Below are 20,115 nucleotides of genomic sequence, written 5' to 3'. Positions count from 1 at the left end.
CGAAGCGCGATAACACACAGCAGCTCCATCCCGGCTGGCTCAACAAGAAGGACATGGCGGCGAGTCTGCGTATCAGCGTGCAAGCCTTTGATAAATGGGGAGTTGAGCCGGTCGCTAGAATCGGCCGCTCGGTCTACTTCGATGCTGCGGCCGTGCTCGAGAACCGGATCGCCCGGCTCGAGGAAAAATACCAACCGACAGCAACCGGCGACGAGAAGGTCGACCCGCTGATCGAGTACAAGATCGATATCGAGCGGAAAGGCCTGTTGGCGGCCCAGCGAATCGGCCAGGAGCAGAAGAACCAGGTCAAGGCAAAAGAGCTGGTGCCGGCCGACTTCGCGACCTTCGCCCTGTCCCGGGTCGCCGCCGAGATCGCCACGATCATGGACACCCTGCCGCTGACCATGCAGCGAAAGCACCCCGACCTCGAGACTCGGCACATCAATACGCTGATGCGTGAGCTGGCCAAGGCCAGGAACAAGGCGGCGGGGTTGGATGACCGCCTGCCGGGGTTCCTGGATGACTATATCGACGCCAACAGCTGACCAGGTGGCCGAGCTGGCCAAGGCCGTGCGCGCCGGTCTGGCGGCCTTGTACCGACCACCGCCCATGACCGCGGTGGAGTGGGCAGACGAGAATTTCTATCTGTCGTCGGAATCGAGCTACCACGAGGGGCGATGGGAGACCCTGGCGTTCCAGGTGGCCATCCTCAACGCGATGGGCAATGACGAGATCCGCAAGGTGAACGTCATGAAGTCGGCGCGCCTGGGCTACACGAAAATGCTCCTGGCGCTTTGCGGCTACAAGATCGAGCACCAGAAGCGCAACGGTCTGACGTTCTCGCCGACCGACGACGACCGCGATCGCTTCATGAAGTCCCACGTCGAGACGATGATCCGCGACGTGGAGGTGGTGAACGAGCTGGCGCCCTGGTACGGCAAGAAGCACCGCGACAACACCATGTCGGCCAAGGTGTTCGCCAACGGAAAACAGCTGATCTGCCACGGCGGCAAGGCCGCGCGGAACTACCGCGAGATCTCCGCCGACTTCGTCATCTACGACGAGCTGGCCGGTTTCGACCGGGACATCGAGAAAGAGGGCACGCCGACCAGCCTGGGCGACAAGCGCCTCGAGGGCGCGACCTATCCCAAGTCGATTCGCGGTTCGACGCCCAAGGTGCGCGGCAAGTGCCAGATGGAGCAGGCGGCCGAGGAAGCGCCGATCAAGCTGCGGTTCCGTGTGCCGTGCCCGAGCTGCGGCGAGGAGCAGGTGCTCAAGTGGGGTGGCGACGACTGCGCCTTCGGTTTCAAGTGGGACCCGGGCGCCCCGTCCTCGGCGTTCTACCTGTGCGAGCACAACGGCTGCGCGTTCCGCCAGCATGAGCTCCACGACGAGAGCCGCGAGTACAACATTACCCAGGGCCGCTACGTCTGCGACGAAACCGGTGTCTGGACCCGCGATGGCATGGAGTGGTTCGACGCCGAGGGTCAGTCGATCCCGGCGCCGCGGGCCGTGACGTTCCATATCTGGACGGCCTATAGCCCGCTGACGACCTGGGAGCAGATCGTCATCGACTTCCTGGATGCCAAGGGTGATCCGGTCAAGCTCAAGACGTTCGTCAACACCACCCTGGGCGAGACCTGGGAAGACGAGCTCGGCGAGAAACTCGAGTGGGAATCGCTCTACGGGCGTCGGGAAGTGTTCGACCAGATGCCCGCCCGCGCGGTGGCGCTGATGGGGGGCATCGACACCCAGGACGACCGCTACGAGGCGCGCGTCTGGGCCTTTGGCCCCGGTGAGGAGGCCTGGCTGGTCGATCGCTGGATTCTCTACGGCGATCCGGCCGGTGCCGAACTGCTCAAGAAGGTCGGCGAGCGGCTGCATCGGACCTACACCCGCGAGGACGGCGCCAGGCTCGGCGTCATGCGTTGGTGCTGGGACTCCGGTGGCCACTACACCGACGAGGTCTACGGCCAGTCGAAGAAGCATGGGCGGCGCTGGGTGGTGCCGATTCGTGGCGCGCCGGTGTACGGCAAGCCGATCCAGAACTTCCCCAGGAAGCGTAACCAGAAAGGCGTCTACCTCACCGAGGTCGGCACCGACAACGCCAAGGAACTGATCTTCAACCGCTTGCAGATCCAGCCTCAACCCGGGGCGCCGGTGCCCGGGTGCGTCCACCTGCCGGTGGACGACGAACGCTGCGACGAGGAGGAGCTCAAGCAGCTGACCGCCGAGGTCAAGGTCATGAAGATCGAGAAGGGGCGGCGCGTCTATCGCTGGGATGCCGGCGGTCGCCGCAACGAGGCGCTCGACTGCTTCGTCTATGCCCTGGCCGCGCTGCGCATCTCGCAGCAGCGCTTCGGCCTCGACCTCGAGGCGGCCAATGATCCCGTCGTGCCGGCGGCCCCGGCCGAGGCCACGACCCCAACGACAACCGCTCCCGCACCACCTGCACCGGCAACGGCCGGCGGCGGCTGGCTGCGCACCGAAGGAGGCAACTGGCTATGACGGTCAACCCACAGGACATGCTGAATCGCTACCTCGAGGCCGAGGAAGAAGTGTTGGCGGGCCGCGAAGTCAGGATGAACGGCAAGAGTCTGACCCTGGCCGACCTGTCCGACATTCGAGAGGGCCGTCGCGAGTGGGAGCGACGGGTCGAGCGGCAGAAAGCCGGTGGCGGTGGCCCCGCCTTCGTGAGGTTCGTATGAGGAACTGGATCGATCGGGCCCTGGAGCCCTTCGCCCCTGGCATGGTGGCTCGTCGCGTCGGGGCGCGGATGATGATCCAGGCCTATGAGGCGGCGAACCCCAGTCGGCTGCACAAGGCCAAGGGCGAGACGCGCAGCGCCGACATGGCGCTGCAGGTGGCGGGCAAGCCGCTGCGCGAGCAGGCCCGCTGGCTGGACGAAAACCATGACCTGGTCACCGGCCTGCTCGATCGCCTCGACGAGCGGGTGATCGGTGCCCACGGCATCGGCATCGAGCCGCTGCCCTTGGACAAGGACGGCAAGCGTCACCGTGCGCTCGCGTCCCGGATCAAGGCCCGCTGGGCGGCCTGGTCGCTGGCGCCGGAGACCTCGGGGGAGCTGACGCGCCCACAGATGGAGCGACTGGTCGCGCGCAGCTGGCTGCGCGATGGCGAGATGCTGGCGCAGAAGATCCGCGGTCGAGTGCCCAGCTATCGCTATCTCACCGAAACGCCCTTCGCCCTGGAGCTGCTCGAGGCGGACTATTTGCCGTTCGACTTCGACCACCCCGAGCGGGGCATCTACCAGGGCATCGAGCGAAACGAGTGGCGTCGGGTACGGGCGTATCACGTCTACAAGCAACACCCGGGCGACCGATGCGGCTTCTCGCTGAACACCAAGCGGGTGCCTGCCGAGAACATGATTCACCTGGCGCACCGCAAACGGATCGGGCAGAGCCGCGGCGTTTCGATCCTGCATGCCGTGCTGACGCGACTGGCCGACCTCAAGGAGTACGAGGAATCGGAGCGCGTGGCGGCGCGGATCGCGGCCTCTATGACCATGTTCATCAAGAAAGGCGAGCCGCCCATGTACGGGGATAGCGGCGCATCGGGGGCCGAGTCGGGCGCCGGCCAGCGCATGCCCGCCGGCGGGCGCACTATCCCTGTCGGTCCGGGGATGATGTTCGATGGTCTGCTGCCCGGGGAGGACGTGGGCACCATCGAGTCGAACCGGCCCAGCGCCCTGCTCGAGGGGTTCCGGGGCGCCATGGTGCGCGCCGTGGGCGCCGGTACCCGAGTGGGCTACAGCACCATCGCCCGCGACTACAACGGCACCTATAGCGCCCAGCGCCAAGAGCTGGTCGAGGCCCAGCTGGGTTACGAAGTGCTGCAGAGCGACTTCATCGACGGCTGGTCGCGGCCGGTCTATCGCGACTGGCTGCTGATGGAGATCACCACCGGCGGCATCGAGCTGCCCGACGACCTCGATCTCGACACGCTCTATAACGCCTTCTACCTGGCGCCGGTCATGCCCTGGATCGATCCCAGCAAAGAGGCCAAGGCCTGGCGAGAACTGGTCGAGAGCGGTTTCGCCGACGAGGCCGAGGTGGCGCGTGCGCGAGGTCGCAACCCGGACGAGCTCAAGGCGTCCCGCGAGGACGAAGTGCTCATCAACCGCGAGAAGGGGCTGGTGTTCAGCTCCGACGCTTACCACGAACACTACGGAGGCCAGGCCAATGCCGAGGACCAACAACGCCGGCGCGACCGGCGCGCCGCTGCTGATGCCGCCGATGGCGAAGGCGACACCGATTGACAACGTGCCGACGGAGAACTGGTACAGCATCAAGGCCCGGGCGGGCGAGGGCGTCGCCGAGATCGGGATCTATGACGACATCGGTGCCTTCGGGGTCACCGCCAAGATGTTCGCTCAGGAGCTCATGGCCCTGCGCGATGTCTCGCTGATTCGCCTCTACGTGCACAGCTATGGCGGCGACGTCATGGAAGGCACCGCGATCTACAACCTGCTCGCCGACCACCCGGCGCGGGTCGAGGTGACCATCATGGGCGTGGCCGCCTCGATGGCCTCGGTCATCGCCATGGTCGGCGACGTCGTCATCATCCCTGAGAACGCCTGGATCATGGTGCACCGACCCTGGGGCATCCAGGGCGGCGACGCCGACGACATGCGTCGCTATGCCGGGATGCTCGACCAGGTCGAGGACACCCTGGTGATGGCCTACGTCAAGAAGACCGGCAAGAGCGAGGACGAGATCAAGACTCTGCTGGCCGAGGAAACCTGGCTCAACGGCCAGCGGGCGGTAGAGCTCGGCTTTGCCGACCAACTGGCGGAACCGTTGCAGGTGGCCGCCTCCCTGAAATCCCATCGCGTGCAGGAGTTCGAGCACATGCCGAAGCAAGTTCAGAACCTGATGAACCCCCGTGGCCAGGGTGGTCAATCCACACCGCCGAGCAACGGCGGACAAGGGGGCGGCGCGCCCCAGGGTGGCGAGGGTGGCGGTCCGTCTACCCCGCCCAACAATGGTGGCCAGGGAGGCGGCGCCTCGCTGGCGGACTTCCAGGCCCAGGAGCAGCAGCGTCGCAACGCCATCAAGGCGGTGTTTAAGCCGTTTGGCGGGGCTCATGCCGAGCTCGAGCGTGAGTGCCTGGATGACATGGCCATCAGCGCCGAGGCGGCCAAGGACAAGCTGCTGGCCGGCCTCGGGGGTGACACCACCCCCACCGGCGGCCCACGCCGTGACACCGGTATTCATGCTGGGAACGGCAACATCGTCGGCGACGGGATCCGCAACTGCATCGAGGCTCGTGTCGGCCTGGGGCAGGTCGAGCGCGACAACGCCTACGCCGGCATGACCCTGATGGAGTGTGCTCGCGCTTCGCTGTCCGAGCGCGGCGTCGGCATCGCTTCCTACAGCGGCGATCGCATGGCCATCGTCGGCGCCGCTTTCACGCACTCCTCGAGCGACTTCGGTAACCTGCTGGCCGACGTGGCCCGCAAGGCCATGCTCAAGGGACACGACGAGTCCGAGGAGACCTTCCAGAAGTGGACGTCCAAGGGCACCCTGCCGGACTTCCGGCCGATGAAGCGGGTCGACCTGACCGCATTCCCGAGCCTGCGCCAGGTGCGCGAGGGCGCCGAGTACAAGTACGCCAGCGTCGGCGATCGCGCCGAGCAGATCATGCTCGCGACCTACGGCGAGCTGTTCGCGATCACCCGGCAGACGATCATCAACGACGACCTCAGCGCCTTCAATCGTATCCCGCGGATGATGGGGCGGGCGGCGATCCGCACGGTCGGCGACCTGGTCTACGCGGTGCTGATCAACAACCCGAAGATGGCCGACGGCAAGGCGCTGTTCCATTCCGACCACGGCAACCTGATGGGGGCCGGCGGGCTCTCGGTGTCGCGTTACGACGAGGCCAAGACCAAGATGCGCCGCCAGAAGGAAGGCGACGCGACGCTCAATATTCGCCCGGCCTACAACATCGTGCCGGTCAGCCTCGAGTCCACCGCCAAGGCGCTGCTGGCGGCCGAGTACGACCCGGCGATGGCCGAGGCCAAGGTGCCCAATCCGGTGCGCGGCCTGGCCGAGGTCGTGGCCGATGCGCGTCTCGACGAGGCCAGCGTGTCGACCAGCTACCTCGCCGCCGACCCCAACATGCACGACACCATCGAGGTCGCGTACCTGGACGGCAACGACGCGCCCTACCTGGAACAGCAGGATGGTTTCACCGTCGACGGGGCCAAGTTCAAGGTCCGCATCGATGCCGGCGTGGCGCCGTTGTCGTTCCGCACCATGGTCAAGCTGCCGGGTAACTGATCGGCTGACGGTGTAGCGCTAGACACGTCCATAGGATGACCGGCCTTGGCCGGTTTTTTGTGGGCGTGATTTTGTCACGCAATAGGAGAACGAATCATGGCCAAGAATTGCCACCAGATGGGCGACGTCCTCGACTGGACCAACGATACCGGCGCGGCCGTCACCAGCGGCCAGGTCGTCGTGATCGGCGCACTGATCGGGGTCGCCCTGGTCGACATCGCCAACGGCGCGACCGGCTCGGTCGCCATCGACTACGTCTGGGAGCTGCCCAAGGGCAGCAACGCCATCGCCGCCGGCGACGCGGTCGACTACGACGTCTCGGCCTCGACCATCGACAAGATCGGCACTCCGGCCAGCGGTGACCTGGTCGGCTGCGGGGTGGCCATCGCCGCCGCGGCTGGAGGAGATGCCACCGTGCTGGTCAAGATCAACGCTGGCGCCGCCACGGTAACCGCCTAACCCATGACGCGCCCGCCCAAGCGGGCGCGCCTCGAGGAGACTGCCCATGGCCTGGGAAGACATCGCGGTACGCGCCCAGCGGCGCATCCTGCGCAAGCTGGGCGAGGATGTCATCTATATCCCCAGCGGCGGCGAGGCGGTCACGGTGCGCGGCCTGTTCGAAGAGCAGCACCAGTCCGTCGATCCCGATACCGGGGTGCCCGTCTATAGCGTCAACCCGACGCTGACCGTCGTGCTGGCCGACCTGCCGGACGGAAGCCCTGGGATGGGGGATCGCATGACCCGCAAGGCGCGGACCTATCGGGTCGTCGGCAGTCAGCCCGATGACAACGGCGGCACCCTGCTGGAGCTGAAAACGTGACGCATCCCCGCAAGCTGATCCGCGACAAGATCGTCGAGCGACTCACGGGCAACACCGATGCCGGCCTGAGGGTCTACGGCAGCCGTGTGCTGCCCTACTGGAATGGCCGACAGGGCCTCGAGGCGGCCATGCCGGCCATTCTCGTCTACACGCTGCGCGAGCCGGTCGAGATCTTCAGTCAGGCGCCGCGGGAGTATCGACGTACCGTGCAGGTGGCGGTGCAGGCCATGGTCATGGGCGAGGACGTCGATGATCCCCTCGACGACCTGGCACGCCAGATCGAGCTGTGCCTGTTCGACGATGACACCCTCGATGGAACGGCCGCCGAGCTCGTGCTGCTGGAAACGGAAATCGTCTTCACCGACGAGGGCGAGCGGGAGATGGGCGCCGCCCGTTTGGCCTGGGAGGCGACCTACTACGACGAGATCGAGCCGGTGCTAGAAGACTATCTCGCCACGGTGCAGGCCGAGTGGGACGTGGCACACCCCGATGGCGACATCGAGGCCGTCGACACCATCACCCCTGAGCAGGAGTAACCCATGTACACCGAAACCCTGAAGCCCGTGCGCGGGCGGCGGGTACGCGATCCCCTGCGCGGTCGTCCCCTGCGCGACGACGGCGAGCCGGTAACGCTCGACGGCTACTGGCGCCGCCGTCTGCGCGACGGCGACGTGGAGCGCGTCAAGTCCCAACCCGCCCGCCCCCAGGCGAAACGCGACGAGGAATAACCGATGCCTGTTTCATTCAATGAGGTCCCGGCCAGCTTGCTGACGCCGGGTTTTTTCGGCGAGTTCGACAACTCCCGCGCGGTATCCGGGCCCGGTGTCATGCCCTATCGCCTGCTGATCCTGGGGCAGATGCTGTCGACCGGCACGGCCACCGCCGACACACCGGTGCGCGTGTTCAGCGCCGACCAGGTGGGCAAGCTCGCTGGCCGTGGCTCGATGCTTCACGGCATGGCGCAGCGCCACTTCGAGGCCAACGACTACGCCGAGACCTGGATCATCCCGCTGGCCGACGCGCCGTCGGCGGTCGCCGCGACCGGAGCCATGACCTTCGGCGGCGCGCCCACCGAGGCGGGCACGCTCAACCTCTACCTGGCCGGGCGCCGGGTCCGGGTCGGCATCGCCAGTGGGCAGTCGCTCTCGGCGATCGCCACCGACGTGGCGGCCGCTATCAACGCCGACGGCGATCTTCCCGTGACTGCCGAGGTGGACGGCACCACCGTCGAGAAGGTCAACGTCACCGCGCGCAACAAGGGGCCGGCTGGCAATGACCTGGACCTGCGCCTCAACTACCAGACCGGCGAGGAGACGCCTGCGGGGCTGACCGTGACCGTCGAGGCGATGAGCGGTGGCACGGCAGCCCCTGATCTGGCCGCCGCGATTACGGCCATGGGCGACGACCAGTACCACCTGACCGCGCTGCCCTATACCGATGCCACCAGCATCGGCGCCCTGGACGCCGAACTGCGCGATCGCTGGGGACCGTTGCGTCAGATCGAGGGCCACGTCTTCGCTGCGGCGCGGGGCACGGTGGGCGAGCTGGGCACCCTGGGCGACGGCGAGAACAGCGAGTTCGTGACCATCATCGATGCCGGTTCAGCGCCGACCCCGCCTTATGAATGGGCGGCAAGCGTCACCGCCGTGGCGGGCTACTACGCCGAGATCGATCGTGGCCGGCCGTTGCAGACGCTGGCGCTCCCCGGTGTGCTCGGCCCCGTGAAGGGCGACCAGCGCACCCAGACGGAACGCAACCAGCTGCTGCTCGATGGCATCAGCACCCACAAGGTCAGCGCCGACGGCACGGTGCGCATCGACCGCCTGGTGACGCTCTACAAGACCAATGCGTTCGGCGTGGCGGATCCCTCCTATCAGGACGTCAACACCATGCTGGTGCTGGGCTACCTGCGCTGGGACTTCCGGGCCATGTGGCTGCGCAAGTACCCCCGCCACAAGCTCGCCGACGACGGCACTCGCTTCGGTACCGGTCAGAAGGTGGTGACGCCCAAGCTCGCCAAGGCTGAGGCGATCGCCAAGTTTCGCGAGTGGGAGGAGATCGGCCTGGTCGAGGACGCCGAGCAGTTCAAGCAGGACCTGGTGTGCGAGCGCAATGTCTCGGACCCCAACCGGCTCGATTTCATCCTGCCGCCGAACCTGATCAATCAGCTGCGCGTGACCGCGGCTCAGTTCCAGTTCCGGCGCTGATTCACCCGGGCGGGCGCGGCCCGCCCCTAGCAAGAGGATTCGCATATGAGCAAACGAGTCGGCGGCATCATCTTCCTGAAGGTCGATGGTGACCTGCAGCGAGCAAAAGGGGCGTTCAGCTACAACCTGGGCAAGCCCAAGCGCGAGGCGGTGATCGGTGGCGATGGCATCGCCCACGGCTACAAGGAAACCGGCCAGGTAGCCTTCATCGAGGGCGAGATCACCGATGATCGAAAGCTCAACCTGGCGGCGCTGCTCGAGCTCGAGGACGTGACCGTGACCCTGGAGCTCGCCAACGGCAAGGTCATTTCGCTGCGCGAGGCCTGGTACGCCGGTGAGGGCACGGGTCAGAGCGAGGAAGGCAACATCGGCGTGCGCTTCGAAGCGCCGACCGGAGAGGAGATCAAGTAATGGTGAAACCTGAAACCGTGGTCAAGCTCGACCAGCCGATCGAGCATGGCAGCGACACGATCCGCGAGCTGGTGATCCGTCGGCCCAAGGCCAAGGACTTTCGCGAGCTGCCGGCCGATCCCGGGATGGGGGACATCCTGTCGTTCGCCGGTGACCTGGCCTCTCAGCCGCCCAGCGTCATCGACGAGCTCGACGTCGCCGACATGCTGAAGGTAGTCGACGCAGTGGGAAAATTCATTCCGGGTGGCCAAGCGACTGGCGGCAACAGATCGGCGTGATCGCCTACCTGTTTCATTTTCCGCCGTCCGAACTGTGGGACATGGACGCGGCCGACCTAGCGTTCTGGGCCGCCCGGGGCGAGGAAATCGCGGAGTATCGCAATGGCTAATATGAACCCGCTGCGCGTGGTCATCGAGGGTGTCGATCGCATCACCGCCCCGCTGCGCCGAATCAATCGGCGCATCGAGTCGATGACGGCACCCATCCGCCAGGTCAACAACAGCCTCAGAAGCATGGGAGAGGCGGCCGGCATCGGGCGCCTGGGCTCAGCGATGGGCAATGTGGGCAATCGGGTCGCCAACGCGACGCGGGAGGTGGGCGCCCTGGGCGCCCGCCTCGGGGCCGTGGGCGCGGTCGCCGCCGGGACGTTCGGCATCCTGGTGAATGGCTATTCCCGCTCGGCCAATGAGGTCAGTGTCTGGTCGGAGCGCCTGGGCATGAGTACGCAGTCGCTCCAGGAGTGGCAGTACGTCGCTGGCCAGTTCAACGTCGAAAACGACGCGCTTCGGGATGGCCTCAAGGAGCTGACCATGCGCGCCGACGAGTTCGTGGTCACCGGCGGTGGCCCGGCGGCCGAAGCCTTCGAGCGAATCGGCGTCAGTCAGGCGCGGCTGCGCGAGACCGGTGGCGACACCGAGAAGATCTTTGCCCTGATCCGCGACCGGATCCGCGACATCGACAACGTCGCCAAGCGGCAGCGCATCGTCGACGAGCTGCTGGGCGGCCAGGGCGGCGAGCAGATGACCGTGATGCTCTCGTCTGCCGCCTCTGAGCTCGAGCGCATGCACGGCGAGGCGCATCGGCTGGGCGAGGTCATGGACGAGGGGACGATCGCCGGTGCCGCGCGTTTCACCAATGGCATGCGCGATCTCACCGGCGCCCTGTCCGGGGCGCGCAACGCCGTGCTGGGGCCGCTGATGCCGGCATTGACCGAACTCGCGGCGACCCTGAAAGAGCTGCTGGTCGACAACCGCGAGCGGTTGGCGGCCTTCGGCGAGGCCCTGGCCGAGCGCCTGCCCGGCGCATTGGAACGCTTGATCGAGGGGTTCCGGGACGTGCGCAGGGTGATGGATGAGGTACTCGACTTCATTCGGCCCATCACCGACCGATTCGGAGGGCTGCGTGTGGCCCTGGTCACGGTGGCGGCGGTGTTGTTTGGTCCGCTGCTGGCGGCCCTGGCGGGCGTGACCCAGGCGATGGTCTCGCTGGGGGTGGCGTTGCTCACCACGCCGGTGGGGTGGTTTCTGGGGGCGGTGGCTGCGATTGCCGGCGCTGTCTACCTGATCTATCGCCACTGGGATGACATCAGTCGGTGGTTCACCGACAAGATCGATGCCGTGCGCTCGGCCTTCGACACGGGGCTCCTCCAGGGCGTCTACACCCTGCTTCGCGAGTTCAATCCGGTGCTGCTGGTGGCCGAGGCGATCGACGGCATCGTGGAGTACATCACCGGCGTCAGCTTGAGCGACATCGGCGGCCGGATGATTGGCACCCTGTTGAACGGCATTCGCAGTCGGTTCGAGGGTGTGATCGATGCCTTCGACCAGGGGTTGTTGCAGGGCATCTATGCGCTGTTGCGCGACTTCAATCCGGTAACGCTGGTGGCCGAGGCGATCGACGCCATCGTGGAGTACATCACCGGCGTCAGTCTGAGCGACGTCGGGGCCGACCTGATCGACAGCCTCTGGCAGGGCATCGGCGATAAGTTCGATGAGCTGACGCGCTGGTTTCGCGAAAAGGTACGGGGGCTCACCGAGCTGGTGCCCGACTGGATGAAGGACGCCGGCAGTGCCGTCAGTGATGGCGTTTCGCGGGTCACCGGCGCCGTGGGTGAGGCATTCAGCGGCGAGGCGCGGCCGACGCAGTATGGCCTCCAGCCCGGCCCGCCCCGGGCCCTGGCCGAGACCGTGCGCGGGGCTACCGGAGCCAATGGTCAGGGTGGTGAGGCCTCGGTGACGATGCGCTTCGAGAATGCGCCGCAAGGACTTCAGGTGGTCGACCAGCAAAGCCGTGGCCTGAACGTGAGCAACGATCTCGGTTACTCCCTGGAGGACAGCTGATGGCATGGCGCGACCAGTACCGGCCCGCCTCGTTTCGGGGTGTGCCGTTCCACGCCCGACAAGCTGGTCACAGCGGCGGCCGCCGCACCGTCCAGCACGAGTACCCCGGGCGCGACCTGCCCTGGGCAGAAGACCTAGGGCGCCGGGCGCGCACTTACCCGGTCGAGGGCTACGTGATCGGGACCGACTATATGGTGGCCCGGGATGCCCTGATCGAGGCCCTCGAGGCCGAGGGAGCTGGCGAGCTGATGCACCCGTATCACGGCGCCCGGCAGGTAGTGGTCGACACGTTCAATATCCGCGAGGGCAGCCGAGACGGCGGCCTGGCTCTCTTTTCGATCACCTTCCTGGAGGCCGGTGAGCGGTCGCATCCGGCGGGGCGGCGCGATCAGGTGACGGCGATCGACCAGCAGGCCACTGCCCTGACCGACACCTCGATCAAGGACTTCGTCAGCGCGTACAGCGTCGGTGGCTTGCCGGCCTTCGTCGCCCTGGCTGCCGAGGTGCTGCTGGGCGATCTTGTCGGCACCGTCCGGGACGTGGCCGATGGCATCGCCAGTACGGTCGATCAGGCGGCGCGCTTCGCCCGCGATCTGCGCTCGCTGAGCGACGAGGCGGCCGAGCTGGTGCAGTCTCCCGGCAGCCTCGCCGAGCGGGTCGTCGGCGTGATCGAGGACCTGGGGCGGCGGGGGAGGTCCCGCCCGGCGTCCGGGACCGTTGCTCTACAGCGGCTGTCCGACTGGGGGCAGGGGGTGCCGGCGGTGCCGCGCACCACCGCGACTCGGGCTCAGCAGGACGACAACCGGCAGGCCCTGGCGGACCTGGTGCAGCGGGTGGCCACCGCCCAGGCGGCCACCCTGGCCGTGCGTACGGAATGGCCCACCCACGATGAGGCGGTGTCCGCTCGTGATGCCCTCGCCGATCGGCTCGACGCCGTCATGGAGCGTACGGCCTCGGACTACGTCTATCTCGAGGCTCAGGCGCTGCGCGCCGACCTGGTACAGGCGGTGCCGCCGCCCGACCAGTCGCTGGCGCGTCTGTCGCGCTTCACGCCGCGGGCGACACAGCCAGCCCTGGTGCTGGCCTATCGTCTGTACGGTGACGCCCGCCGAGCCGACGAGATCGTGAGCCGTAATGACATTCGGCATCCCGGCTTCGTGATCGGCGGTGATCCCTTGGAGATCCTCAATGACTGACACCTTGACCCTCACCGTCGGTGGACGGATCTACAGCGGCTGGACGTCGGCGGACGTGACGCGAGACCTCGAGGCGGTGGCGGGCGGCTTTCGTATCGGTGTGACCGACCGTTGGGTGGGTCAGACCGAACCCTGGCCAATTCGCCGTGGTGATCCCTGCCGCGTCGCGGTCAACGGCGAGCCGCTGATCGATGGCTATGTGGACAGCGCCTCGCCGAGTATCGACGGTCAGAGCAAGACATTGACCGTGAAGGGGCGCGATCGCACCGGCGACTTGGTCGACTGCTCAGCGGTCCACAAGCCCGCCGAGTGGCACAACATCGGCCTCGAGCGGCTGGTGCGGGTACTGTGCGAGCCGTTCGGTCTCGAGGTGACGCTCGAGGTCGAGGTGGGGGTGCCGTTTCCACGTTTCGCCGTGCAGCCCGGTGAGACGGCTTGGGAGGCGATCGAGCGAGCCTGTCGCCTGCGCGCCGTGCTGGCCACCGGCCATGCTGGGGGCGTACTGATCACCCGCGCTGGCGAGCAGCGCGCCGCCGATGACCTGGTGTGGGGCGAGAACATTCTCACGGCCCGTGCCGAGCTCGACATGTCGCGACGCTACAGCCATTACACGGTGCAAGGCCAGAACATTGGGACGGATAACGCCTGGGGCGAGGTTGCCGCCGAGGTCGAAGGTGGCGCCCGTGACGCAGGCGTGCCGCGCTATCGCCCACTGATGGTGATGGCCGAGGGCACCGCCGATAGCGCCAACGCTCAGCAGCGCGCCGAGTGGGAGGCCATCGTGCGCGCCGCCCGTGGCTCCACGGCCAGCGTGACGGTGGCCGGTTGGACGCAGCGCAATGGCGAACTCTGGCGTCCCAATCGTCGCGTCCGGATCAGCTGCGAGTGGTTGCGTCTCGAGGGCGAGATGCTGATTACCGCCGTGACCTACCGCCAGGACGATCAGTCCGGCACCACTGCCACCCTCAAGCTACAGCGCCCCGATGCCCTGACGCCCAAGCCCGAGGTCCCCGAAGCGGCCACCTCGGGCAGCAGCGACGACGTCGGGCTCAACGACTGGTAGGAGATATCCAATGCGCAACGGATCGCTGGCACGGCTGTCGCGGCGGGTGATGCTGATGCTGGCGCGCGGTGTGCTTCGCCAGGTAGACGACACCGGTCGCCTGCAGCTGTTGCAGGGGACCTTCCTCAAGGGCGAGACCCGCGCGGGCCTCGAGCGAATGCAGCAGTACGGCATGACCAGCCACCCCCATCCCGGGGCCGAACTGGTGTCGCTTTTCTTGGGCGGGAATCGCGATCACGGCCTGGTCATCGCCGTGGACGACCGCCGCTATCGCCTCACGGGGCTGACCCAGGGCGAGGTCGCTCTCTACGACGACCAGGGCCAAAAGGTGCACCTGACCCGCGACGGGATCGTCATCGATGGCGCGGGCAAGCCGGTGAGTTTCGTCAATGCGCCGGTCGTGAGCATGGATGGCGACCTCGAGGTCGCCGGCCAGGTATCGGACGCCAACGGCTCCATGCAAGAGATGCGCGATACCTACAACGACCACGACCATGCGGGCGACAGCGGTGGTACCACCGACGCGCCCAACCAGTCCATGACCTGACCCGCGAGCAACACCTATGACCGACATTCGCCTTGGCTGGCGCGAGGAGCTCGCGTCGGCCGATGTCCTGTTGTCACCGACGGGTGGCGACCTCGAGACCGATGATGGCCTCGAGACGGCCGTCATCGTGTCACTGTTCACCGATCGTCGCGCCCTCGAGGACGACCGCCTGCCGGCCGAGGCCGAGGATCGTCGTGGCTGGTGGGGGGACGTTGCCCCTCCGATCGAGGGCGACCAGACCGGAAGCCGTCTGTGGCTGCTGGCCCGCGAGAAGTGCACTGCTGACGTGCTCAATCGCGCCCGCGAGTACACCGGCGAGGCGTTGGCCTGGCTCCTCGAGGACCAGGTTGCCAGTCGCGTCGAGGTCGATGTCGAGTACCTGGATGTCGACTGGCTGGCGCTGTTGGTCGAGATCCACCGCCCGGACGGCAGCCGCCTGTCGGGTCGCTATCGCTACAACTGGCGCGCGCAATTCACCGAGGGAGAGTAATCGATGGCATTCCAGCGGCCGACCCTGGCGCAACTGATCGAACGAACCAATGCCGACGTCGCGAGTCGGCTGCCCGCCGGGCGCGGGGCGGTACTTCGCCGCTCCGCGCTCGGCGTGCTGGCGAGAGCGCTCGCCGGGCTGAGCCACCTGCTGCATGGCCACCTGGACTACAACGCTCGCCAGCTGCTGCCTGACACGGCCGACAGCGAGCATCTTCGGCGCCACGCCAGCCTGTGGAAGATCCAGCCCACGCCGGCCACTTACGCCAGCGGCCCGGTCACCCTGACCGGCACCGGCAACGTGGCGGCCGACACCGTCCTGCAGCGTGACGATGGCCGGGAGTACCTGGTCGCTACCGGCGTGGTGCTCAGCGGGAGCGGCGAGGTGACGGTGACCGCCCGGGAGCCCGGGTCAGACGGCAACGTTGAGGCCGGGCTGGCCATGTCGCTGCTCTCGCCGGTGCCGGGCATCGACAGCACCGGCACCGTGGCCGCCGGCGGCATCGCCGGCGGCGCCGACCCGGAGAGCGATCCCCGGGTGCTGACGCGGCTGCTCAAGCGCATGCAGGAGCCGCCCCAGGGCGGATCGGATCCCGATTACGAGCAATGGGCCCTCGCGGTGCCCGACGTGACCCGGGCGTGGGTGTACCGCCGCTGGTTGGGTGCCGGCACCGTCGGTGTGGCGTTCGTCTGTGACGACCTCGACCCGATCATTCCCGACGCCGCCAAGGTGGCCGAGGTGCAGGCGGCCATCGACGCGGAGCGCCCGGTGACCGCCGAGCCGGTGGCATTCGCGCCTACCGAGGCGCCCCTGAGCCCGACCATCAGCGGACTCACGCCCAACACGCCCGAGGTGCGCGCGGCGATCGCCGCCGAGCTCGCCGACCTGGTCAAGCGCGAGGCCGAGCCGGGCGGAACCCTGCTGATCTCGCACATCCGTGAGGCCATCAGCGTCGCCGCCGGCGAGAGCGACCATGTTCTCGAGACGCCCACCGCCGACGTCTCCCATCCCGCCGGGACCATGGCCGTCATGGGAGTCATCACATGGGCATGAACGCGGACCAGTACCGTGACCAGATGGCGGCGCTGCTGCCTATCGGGGCGGCCTGGCCGCGCGAGCTGGGCAGCCGCCTGATGCGGCTGCTGCGATCGCTGGCCGAGGAGCCCGCGCGGGTCGATCAACGGGCCGTGGAACTGCTGCGCGAGGCGGATCCACGCCGCGCCCTGGAGATGCTCGACGACTGGGAGCGCAACTACGGGCTGCCCGAGGTGTGCTCCGGCATTGGCGAGCAGACCCTTCAGCAGCGCCGCGACGCCCTGGTCTCGAAGATCGTCACCACCGGAGGGCAGTCGCGCGGCTATTTCATCGGCGTCGCCGAGGCCCTGGGCTACGCGATCACCATCGAGGAATTCCGACCGTTCCGCGTCGGGATGAATCGCGTAGGCGATCCGCTGACCAACGGCGATTGGCAATTCACCTGGCGTGTGCGCGCTCCGGCGGTGACCGTGCGGGCCTTTCGCACCGGCCGCAGCGCCGTGGGCGAGCCGCTGCGCCAATGGGGCAATGCCGAGCTTGAGTGCAAGCTCACGCGCCTGCAGCCCTCTCACACCATCCTGCAATTCGCATACGGGGAGTGACCCATGCACAAGATCGAGTCGCCTGGGGCGACCCAGGACAGCCGTTTCACCGAGGGCGATCCCTCGTCAGGGGTGCCGGCGACGGAGCTCAGCGCGGCGTTTATGAACGCCGTGATGGACGAGATCGCGAACGTGATCCAGGAGGCGGGCCTGACGCTGAAAACGGCGGGCACCGAGACGGGCGACCAACTGTTGGCGGCGTTGCAGTCTCTCGGTATGGGCGGCTACGCCAGCGCGGCCGAGGCCCAGGCCCTGACTAGCCTGGTAAAGGTTTTAACACCAGGAAGGCTGGATGATGCGTTTGAAGGGGCGAACCAGCTAAAGGCGTCCCGTGGATACCAGCGCCTACCCGGAGGGGGGATCCTTCAATGGGGGATTAAACGACCGCTTTCAGGTGCAAACAGCTACAACGTGGATACTGTATTCCCGATCGCGTTCCCAAATGCGTGTTTTAGCGTAGTGGTATCCCATGGTGTTGACTCTGCAAACTTAGACTCGGTTGCAAATTACCGGACTAACGATGAGAGCGTTCAGATGGGGGCACCAAACACAACGGGTTTCGATGCCCAGTTAAATCTTAGAGATGGGCAAACATCGGACAATCGAGCCTTTCGCTGGATGGCTATCGGTCACTAATAGAGGCGTTTATGGATACTCAAGAAATGTACTACAGTGCAGAGCTGATGACATTCCTGCCCGGCAGCCTGCGCGATGAGTATGAGCGGTCCGGAACGTGGCCAGACGATGCCATAAAGGTGACTGTTGGCGAGTGGCAGACCTACGGCCAGGGAGATGCGCCTACTGGGATGCAGCGCGGCTCCGATGCAGATGGACGGCCGACTTGGATCAAGATCCCACCAGAGCCCCTTAAGGATCTCGCTGCCCGCAAGCGATCCGAGATCGAAGCGGGCCTTTCCGCGGCACTCTACGCTGGCATGCCGCACACCATGCCTGGTGGCACCGACGACGTCGTCCAGACGCGCCCCGAGGACGAGCCCAACCTGCTGGGCCTGGCGATCGAAGCGCGTGACCTGCGCGATGCCGGCGAGACCGGTGCCGTTCAGGTGCTACGTGCGCAGTCGAATGTTCTCTATGCGATGACGCCCGAGCAGATGATCGCCGTCACCGACGCCGCCAAGGCCTTCAAGAAACAGCAGCTGGCGCACAGCTGGACACGTAAGGACGAGATCGAGGCCGCCCTCGAGGCAGGCGATCGAGCCGCCCTCGAGGTGATCACCTGGTGATGTCGGGCTTATTGCAGGTGGAGCTCTTTCATCGCACCGTCCCACTCGGCCAGCAAGTCGCCGCCTCGGGTCACGATCCGGGCGGAACGTAGCGCCTTGCCAGGGCCTGCGACGGCGCATTCGAAGGTAAGGGCAAGATTTCGCCGAACGTCGAAACTGGCGTTCTCCCAGGTCGCGGTGTCGACGGCAATGCTCGCGGTGTCTTGAATGAAGCCCATGCCGAGCACGACTCCGGCCTCTTCCAGCTGACTGATGCGATCCACGGCATCGTCCCTGTTGCAGTCCTGTGCCAGGGCGGTGATCGGGAAAGCCGTGATGGCGAGGGCGAGGGCCAGTTTTTTCATCTCGGAGCCTTTAAGCGGGGTGGGCGAAACGCGCTTAATGAGCATGCCTGCATGTGCCTTCGGGTTCAATCGACTGCCAGCTTCGCCTCCCGCGGCATGCCCCCGGTCATTCGTGGCCGGGGGCTTTTGCGTTTCGGGTGTGCGTAGCCTTCTGGATTCGGACGGCACGGGTAGCATGGCGGGAGGATCGCGAATTCTCACCGTCGGAATCGCGGCAACTGATATGATATATATGCTGTATAAAATTACAGGTATCGAGGCCCCGGACGGGGCGAGATGACCGGCACGCAGGAGGTGGCCATGAGGCAACAGCAGGAACGGGGGCAGGTACAGCGGCGCGGGCACAATCCGCTGGTCGGCGAATGTGCGGCCGACACTATCGCGAACTGTCATGATCTCGTAGAGTATTTGCAGCTCAGCGATGAGGATCTGCACCCCGGTATGCGGTTGAATCTGCTGGCGCTGAGGGATGCGCTGGGGTCGGTGCAGGCGTCCGAGGAATGGGGCGGGTCATGAAGCGGGAAAATTTTTTCTAACACATATCGTGTCAAACCCGTCCGAGGATGCTAGTATCGTGAGCGTGATGACAACGAAACATCGGGCGGGTGAGAGGTGTTCCCGGTGAGAATTCAACGAGTTAGGTAGGCCGAAAAGAGAAAACCCGAGGTTGGCGCCTCGGGTCTTCGATGATTCGTAGCAGCTAGAGCACGAACCGCACAGTTCCCAGTCTACTAGCTGCTCGAATCGCCGGCAAGCCTTTGGCAGGAGCCAAAGCGGCAAATGGATGCAGCAGTAGAGACTGCGACGTGCGCCCGCATGTGGGGCCGTACGCCGTACAAGCACCCCGGTAACTGGCTGGGCACTGGCAACAGGTGCGGCCACAATCCCGAGCGCGGCGAGTTCGATCGCTACGCCATCCCCGAGACCCGGCGCCTGCCGAGGGTCCAGCAGCAGCTGCTCGAGGGCGCGCGAGACTATTACCATGCCCCGGGCATTCTCCCCACCCTCTCGAACCTATCCGGCAAGGCGAACGCCGACGGCAGCCCGCGGCAAAATCGCAGCGAGGGCCGCGCGGCCGAGAGCCTGGTGCTCTCCGCGATCATCAATCACCTCGACTTCGCCAGCCTGCGCGTCGGCACGCCCAAGCCCGACGGCACCTTCGTGTCGCGCTCCTGTGGCGAACTCGCCAGGGTCGCCGGCTTGCTGGCCCCGAACAGCGATCCCGACCATCCCGAGCCTTCTCAGCGTTTTTGGCGGGCGTTCCGCCGCCTCAAGATCGCCGGCGCATTCACCGTGCACAAACAGTACGAGGAACGCCCGGACGGCAGCAAGCGCGCTCGCCCGGCGATCAAGGCCGTGTCGATGCAGTTCCTGGTCTGTCTGGGCAAGGTCGGCTATCAGAAGCTCAAGGAGTTCCGCACCTGGGCGTCGAACAAGCTCAAGAAGCTGCGCCGCAAACACCGCGAGCGCTTTCCCGAGGCCAACGATGCCGCCCAGGCTCGCCACCGTGTA

General features: G+C 66.4%; 25 protein-coding genes. 24 read left to right on the top strand and 1 reads right to left on the bottom strand.

Translation table 11 applies throughout. The features are described 5' to 3' along the window. Nucleotides 1-53: 53 nt before the first annotated feature. From NFH98_RS20790 to NFH98_RS20690, 22 genes are all read left to right on the top strand, one after another. Nucleotides 54-545: a terminase small subunit gene (locus NFH98_RS20790; RefSeq protein WP_349623149.1), complete on the top strand. Its 492-nt coding sequence runs from the start codon at nucleotides 54-56 to the stop codon at nucleotides 543-545. Further along, nucleotides 520-2,508, top strand: coding sequence for a phage terminase large subunit family protein (locus NFH98_RS20785; RefSeq protein WP_349623148.1), 1,989 nt, complete (start codon nucleotides 520-522; stop codon nucleotides 2,506-2,508). Before NFH98_RS20790 ends, NFH98_RS20785 begins: the two co-directional genes overlap by 26 nt. Beyond that, nucleotides 2,505-2,708: a DUF6148 family protein gene (locus NFH98_RS20780; protein WP_349623147.1), complete on the top strand. Its 204-nt coding sequence runs from the start codon at nucleotides 2,505-2,507 to the stop codon at nucleotides 2,706-2,708. The genes NFH98_RS20785 and NFH98_RS20780 overlap by 4 nt, the downstream gene beginning before the upstream one ends. Next, complete coding sequence (locus tag NFH98_RS20775) at nucleotides 2,705-4,279, top strand: phage portal protein (RefSeq protein WP_349623146.1); 1,575 nt, start codon at nucleotides 2,705-2,707, stop codon at nucleotides 4,277-4,279. The genes NFH98_RS20780 and NFH98_RS20775 overlap by 4 nt, the downstream gene beginning before the upstream one ends. Beyond that, entirely contained in the window at nucleotides 4,203-6,305 is a 2,103-nt protein-coding gene (locus tag NFH98_RS20770; RefSeq protein WP_349623145.1) for a ClpP-like prohead protease/major capsid protein fusion protein, read from the top strand. Before NFH98_RS20775 ends, NFH98_RS20770 begins: the two co-directional genes overlap by 77 nt. Nucleotides 6,306-6,401: 96 nt before the next feature. After that, entirely contained in the window at nucleotides 6,402-6,764 is a 363-nt protein-coding gene (locus NFH98_RS20765; protein WP_349623144.1) for a capsid cement protein, read from the top strand. A gap of 46 nt (nucleotides 6,765-6,810) precedes the next feature. Beyond that, entirely contained in the window at nucleotides 6,811-7,125 is a 315-nt protein-coding gene (locus tag NFH98_RS20760; RefSeq protein WP_349623143.1) for a head-tail joining protein, read from the top strand. After that, nucleotides 7,122-7,661, top strand: coding sequence for a hypothetical protein (locus NFH98_RS20755; protein WP_349623142.1), 540 nt, complete (start codon nucleotides 7,122-7,124; stop codon nucleotides 7,659-7,661). Before NFH98_RS20760 ends, NFH98_RS20755 begins: the two co-directional genes overlap by 4 nt. Before the next feature lie 3 nt (nucleotides 7,662-7,664). Further along, nucleotides 7,665-7,853 (top strand): DUF2635 domain-containing protein, encoded by a 189-nt coding sequence (locus NFH98_RS20750; RefSeq protein WP_349623141.1) that lies wholly within the window; start codon nucleotides 7,665-7,667, stop codon nucleotides 7,851-7,853. Nucleotides 7,854-7,856: 3 nt separating this feature from the next. Then, nucleotides 7,857-9,332, top strand: a complete 1,476-nt coding sequence (locus tag NFH98_RS20745; RefSeq protein WP_349623140.1) for a phage tail sheath subtilisin-like domain-containing protein — start codon at nucleotides 7,857-7,859, stop codon at nucleotides 9,330-9,332. A 45-nt stretch (nucleotides 9,333-9,377) separates the two neighbouring features. Beyond that, on the top strand, nucleotides 9,378-9,743 hold the full coding sequence (locus NFH98_RS20740) for a phage tail tube protein (RefSeq protein ID WP_349623139.1): 366 nt from the start codon (nucleotides 9,378-9,380) through the stop codon (nucleotides 9,741-9,743). Then, nucleotides 9,743-10,021 (top strand): phage tail assembly protein, encoded by a 279-nt coding sequence (locus tag NFH98_RS20735; protein ID WP_349623138.1) that lies wholly within the window; start codon nucleotides 9,743-9,745, stop codon nucleotides 10,019-10,021. The genes NFH98_RS20740 and NFH98_RS20735 overlap by 1 nt, the downstream gene beginning before the upstream one ends. Further along, nucleotides 10,018-10,131, top strand: a complete 114-nt coding sequence (locus tag NFH98_RS21040) for a GpE family phage tail protein (RefSeq protein WP_219924665.1) — start codon at nucleotides 10,018-10,020, stop codon at nucleotides 10,129-10,131. Before NFH98_RS20735 ends, NFH98_RS21040 begins: the two co-directional genes overlap by 4 nt. Next, nucleotides 10,124-12,082, top strand: a complete 1,959-nt coding sequence (locus tag NFH98_RS20730) for a phage tail tape measure protein (RefSeq protein WP_349623137.1) — start codon at nucleotides 10,124-10,126, stop codon at nucleotides 12,080-12,082. Before NFH98_RS21040 ends, NFH98_RS20730 begins: the two co-directional genes overlap by 8 nt. After that, complete coding sequence (locus tag NFH98_RS20725; protein ID WP_349623136.1) at nucleotides 12,082-13,278, top strand: DNA circularization protein; 1,197 nt, start codon at nucleotides 12,082-12,084, stop codon at nucleotides 13,276-13,278. Before NFH98_RS20730 ends, NFH98_RS20725 begins: the two co-directional genes overlap by 1 nt. After that, complete coding sequence (locus NFH98_RS20720; protein ID WP_349623135.1) at nucleotides 13,271-14,341, top strand: phage baseplate assembly protein; 1,071 nt, start codon at nucleotides 13,271-13,273, stop codon at nucleotides 14,339-14,341. The genes NFH98_RS20725 and NFH98_RS20720 overlap by 8 nt, the downstream gene beginning before the upstream one ends. A 10-nt stretch (nucleotides 14,342-14,351) precedes the next feature. Then, nucleotides 14,352-14,888 carry a phage baseplate assembly protein V gene (locus NFH98_RS20715; protein WP_349623134.1) on the top strand — a complete coding sequence of 179 codons (537 nt, stop codon included), beginning with the start codon at nucleotides 14,352-14,354 and terminating at the stop codon, nucleotides 14,886-14,888. Between the two features lie 16 nt (nucleotides 14,889-14,904). Then, a complete protein-coding gene (locus NFH98_RS20710) occupies nucleotides 14,905-15,378 on the top strand; it encodes a phage GP46 family protein (RefSeq protein WP_349623133.1) in 474 nt (157 codons plus the stop codon). 3 nt (nucleotides 15,379-15,381) lie between these two features. Next, nucleotides 15,382-16,431, top strand: coding sequence for a baseplate J/gp47 family protein (locus tag NFH98_RS20705; RefSeq protein ID WP_349623132.1), 1,050 nt, complete (start codon nucleotides 15,382-15,384; stop codon nucleotides 16,429-16,431). Then, nucleotides 16,422-17,015, top strand: a complete 594-nt coding sequence (locus NFH98_RS20700) for a YmfQ family protein (RefSeq protein ID WP_349623131.1) — start codon at nucleotides 16,422-16,424, stop codon at nucleotides 17,013-17,015. Before NFH98_RS20705 ends, NFH98_RS20700 begins: the two co-directional genes overlap by 10 nt. A gap of 3 nt (nucleotides 17,016-17,018) precedes the next feature. After that, the gene (locus tag NFH98_RS20695; protein ID WP_349623130.1) at nucleotides 17,019-17,651 is read left to right on the top strand and encodes a gp53-like domain-containing protein; all 633 of its coding nucleotides are present in this window, start codon (nucleotides 17,019-17,021) and stop codon (nucleotides 17,649-17,651) included. 11 nt (nucleotides 17,652-17,662) lie between these two features. After that, the gene (locus tag NFH98_RS20690) at nucleotides 17,663-18,259 is read left to right on the top strand and encodes a DUF4376 domain-containing protein (protein WP_349623129.1); all 597 of its coding nucleotides are present in this window, start codon (nucleotides 17,663-17,665) and stop codon (nucleotides 18,257-18,259) included. 8 nt (nucleotides 18,260-18,267) lie between these two features. Here NFH98_RS20690 and NFH98_RS20685 read toward each other — a convergent pair whose 3' ends face one another. Then, nucleotides 18,268-18,648 carry a hypothetical protein gene (locus tag NFH98_RS20685; protein ID WP_349623128.1) on the bottom strand — a complete coding sequence of 127 codons (381 nt, stop codon included), beginning with the start codon at nucleotides 18,646-18,648 and terminating at the stop codon, nucleotides 18,268-18,270. 255 nt (nucleotides 18,649-18,903) lie between these two features. Between NFH98_RS20685 and NFH98_RS20680 the strand changes: the two genes are divergently transcribed. Together NFH98_RS20680 and NFH98_RS20675 are read left to right on the top strand one after the other, a co-directional pair. Beyond that, nucleotides 18,904-19,119 carry a hypothetical protein gene (locus tag NFH98_RS20680; protein WP_349623127.1) on the top strand — a complete coding sequence of 72 codons (216 nt, stop codon included), beginning with the start codon at nucleotides 18,904-18,906 and terminating at the stop codon, nucleotides 19,117-19,119. A gap of 264 nt (nucleotides 19,120-19,383) precedes the next feature. Beyond that, nucleotides 19,384-20,115, top strand: a 732-nt coding sequence (locus NFH98_RS20675) for a hypothetical protein (RefSeq protein ID WP_349623126.1), incomplete at its 3' end; no start/stop codon positions are given.

It is taken from the genome of Halomonas sp. H33-56, from assembly GCF_040147035.1.
Classification (GTDB): Bacteria; Pseudomonadota; Gammaproteobacteria; order Pseudomonadales; family Halomonadaceae; genus Halomonas; species Halomonas litopenaei.
The sequence above is the reverse complement of the archived record's forward strand: the minus strand, read 5'-3'. Positions and strand labels throughout refer to the sequence as shown.

What these genes read in the sequence shown, in the direction of transcription:
- NFH98_RS20790 (WP_349623149.1), top strand. Translation starts at nt 54, where the DNA reads ATGGCGGCGAGTCTGCGTATCAGCGTGCAAGCCTTTGATAAATGGGGA.
- NFH98_RS20785 (WP_349623148.1), top strand. Translation starts at nt 520, where the DNA reads ATGACTATATCGACGCCAACAGCTGACCAGGTGGCCGAGCTGGCCAAG.
- NFH98_RS20780 (WP_349623147.1), top strand. Translation starts at nt 2,505, where the DNA reads ATGACGGTCAACCCACAGGACATGCTGAATCGCTACCTCGAGGCCGAG.
- NFH98_RS20775 (WP_349623146.1), top strand. Translation starts at nt 2,705, where the DNA reads ATGAGGAACTGGATCGATCGGGCCCTGGAGCCCTTCGCCCCTGGCATG.
- NFH98_RS20770 (WP_349623145.1), top strand. Translation starts at nt 4,203, where the DNA reads ATGCCGAGGACCAACAACGCCGGCGCGACCGGCGCGCCGCTGCTGATG.
- NFH98_RS20765 (WP_349623144.1), top strand. Translation starts at nt 6,402, where the DNA reads ATGGCCAAGAATTGCCACCAGATGGGCGACGTCCTCGACTGGACCAAC.
- NFH98_RS20760 (WP_349623143.1), top strand. Translation starts at nt 6,811, where the DNA reads ATGGCCTGGGAAGACATCGCGGTACGCGCCCAGCGGCGCATCCTGCGC.
- NFH98_RS20750 (WP_349623141.1), top strand. Translation starts at nt 7,665, where the DNA reads ATGTACACCGAAACCCTGAAGCCCGTGCGCGGGCGGCGGGTACGCGAT.
- NFH98_RS20745 (WP_349623140.1), top strand. Translation starts at nt 7,857, where the DNA reads ATGCCTGTTTCATTCAATGAGGTCCCGGCCAGCTTGCTGACGCCGGGT.
- NFH98_RS20740 (WP_349623139.1), top strand. Translation starts at nt 9,378, where the DNA reads ATGAGCAAACGAGTCGGCGGCATCATCTTCCTGAAGGTCGATGGTGAC.
- NFH98_RS20735 (WP_349623138.1), top strand. Translation starts at nt 9,743, where the DNA reads ATGGTGAAACCTGAAACCGTGGTCAAGCTCGACCAGCCGATCGAGCAT.
- NFH98_RS20730 (WP_349623137.1), top strand. Translation starts at nt 10,124, where the DNA reads ATGGCTAATATGAACCCGCTGCGCGTGGTCATCGAGGGTGTCGATCGC.
- NFH98_RS20725 (WP_349623136.1), top strand. Translation starts at nt 12,082, where the DNA reads ATGGCATGGCGCGACCAGTACCGGCCCGCCTCGTTTCGGGGTGTGCCG.
- NFH98_RS20720 (WP_349623135.1), top strand. Translation starts at nt 13,271, where the DNA reads ATGACTGACACCTTGACCCTCACCGTCGGTGGACGGATCTACAGCGGC.
- NFH98_RS20715 (WP_349623134.1), top strand. Translation starts at nt 14,352, where the DNA reads ATGCGCAACGGATCGCTGGCACGGCTGTCGCGGCGGGTGATGCTGATG.
- NFH98_RS20710 (WP_349623133.1), top strand. Translation starts at nt 14,905, where the DNA reads ATGACCGACATTCGCCTTGGCTGGCGCGAGGAGCTCGCGTCGGCCGAT.
- NFH98_RS20705 (WP_349623132.1), top strand. Translation starts at nt 15,382, where the DNA reads ATGGCATTCCAGCGGCCGACCCTGGCGCAACTGATCGAACGAACCAAT.
- NFH98_RS20700 (WP_349623131.1), top strand. Translation starts at nt 16,422, where the DNA reads ATGGGCATGAACGCGGACCAGTACCGTGACCAGATGGCGGCGCTGCTG.
- NFH98_RS20695 (WP_349623130.1), top strand. Translation starts at nt 17,019, where the DNA reads ATGCACAAGATCGAGTCGCCTGGGGCGACCCAGGACAGCCGTTTCACC.
- NFH98_RS20690 (WP_349623129.1), top strand. Translation starts at nt 17,663, where the DNA reads ATGGATACTCAAGAAATGTACTACAGTGCAGAGCTGATGACATTCCTG.
- NFH98_RS20685 (WP_349623128.1), bottom strand. Translation starts at nt 18,648, where the DNA reads ATGCTCATTAAGCGCGTTTCGCCCACCCCGCTTAAAGGCTCCGAGATG.
- NFH98_RS20680 (WP_349623127.1), top strand. Translation starts at nt 18,904, where the DNA reads ATGAGGCAACAGCAGGAACGGGGGCAGGTACAGCGGCGCGGGCACAAT.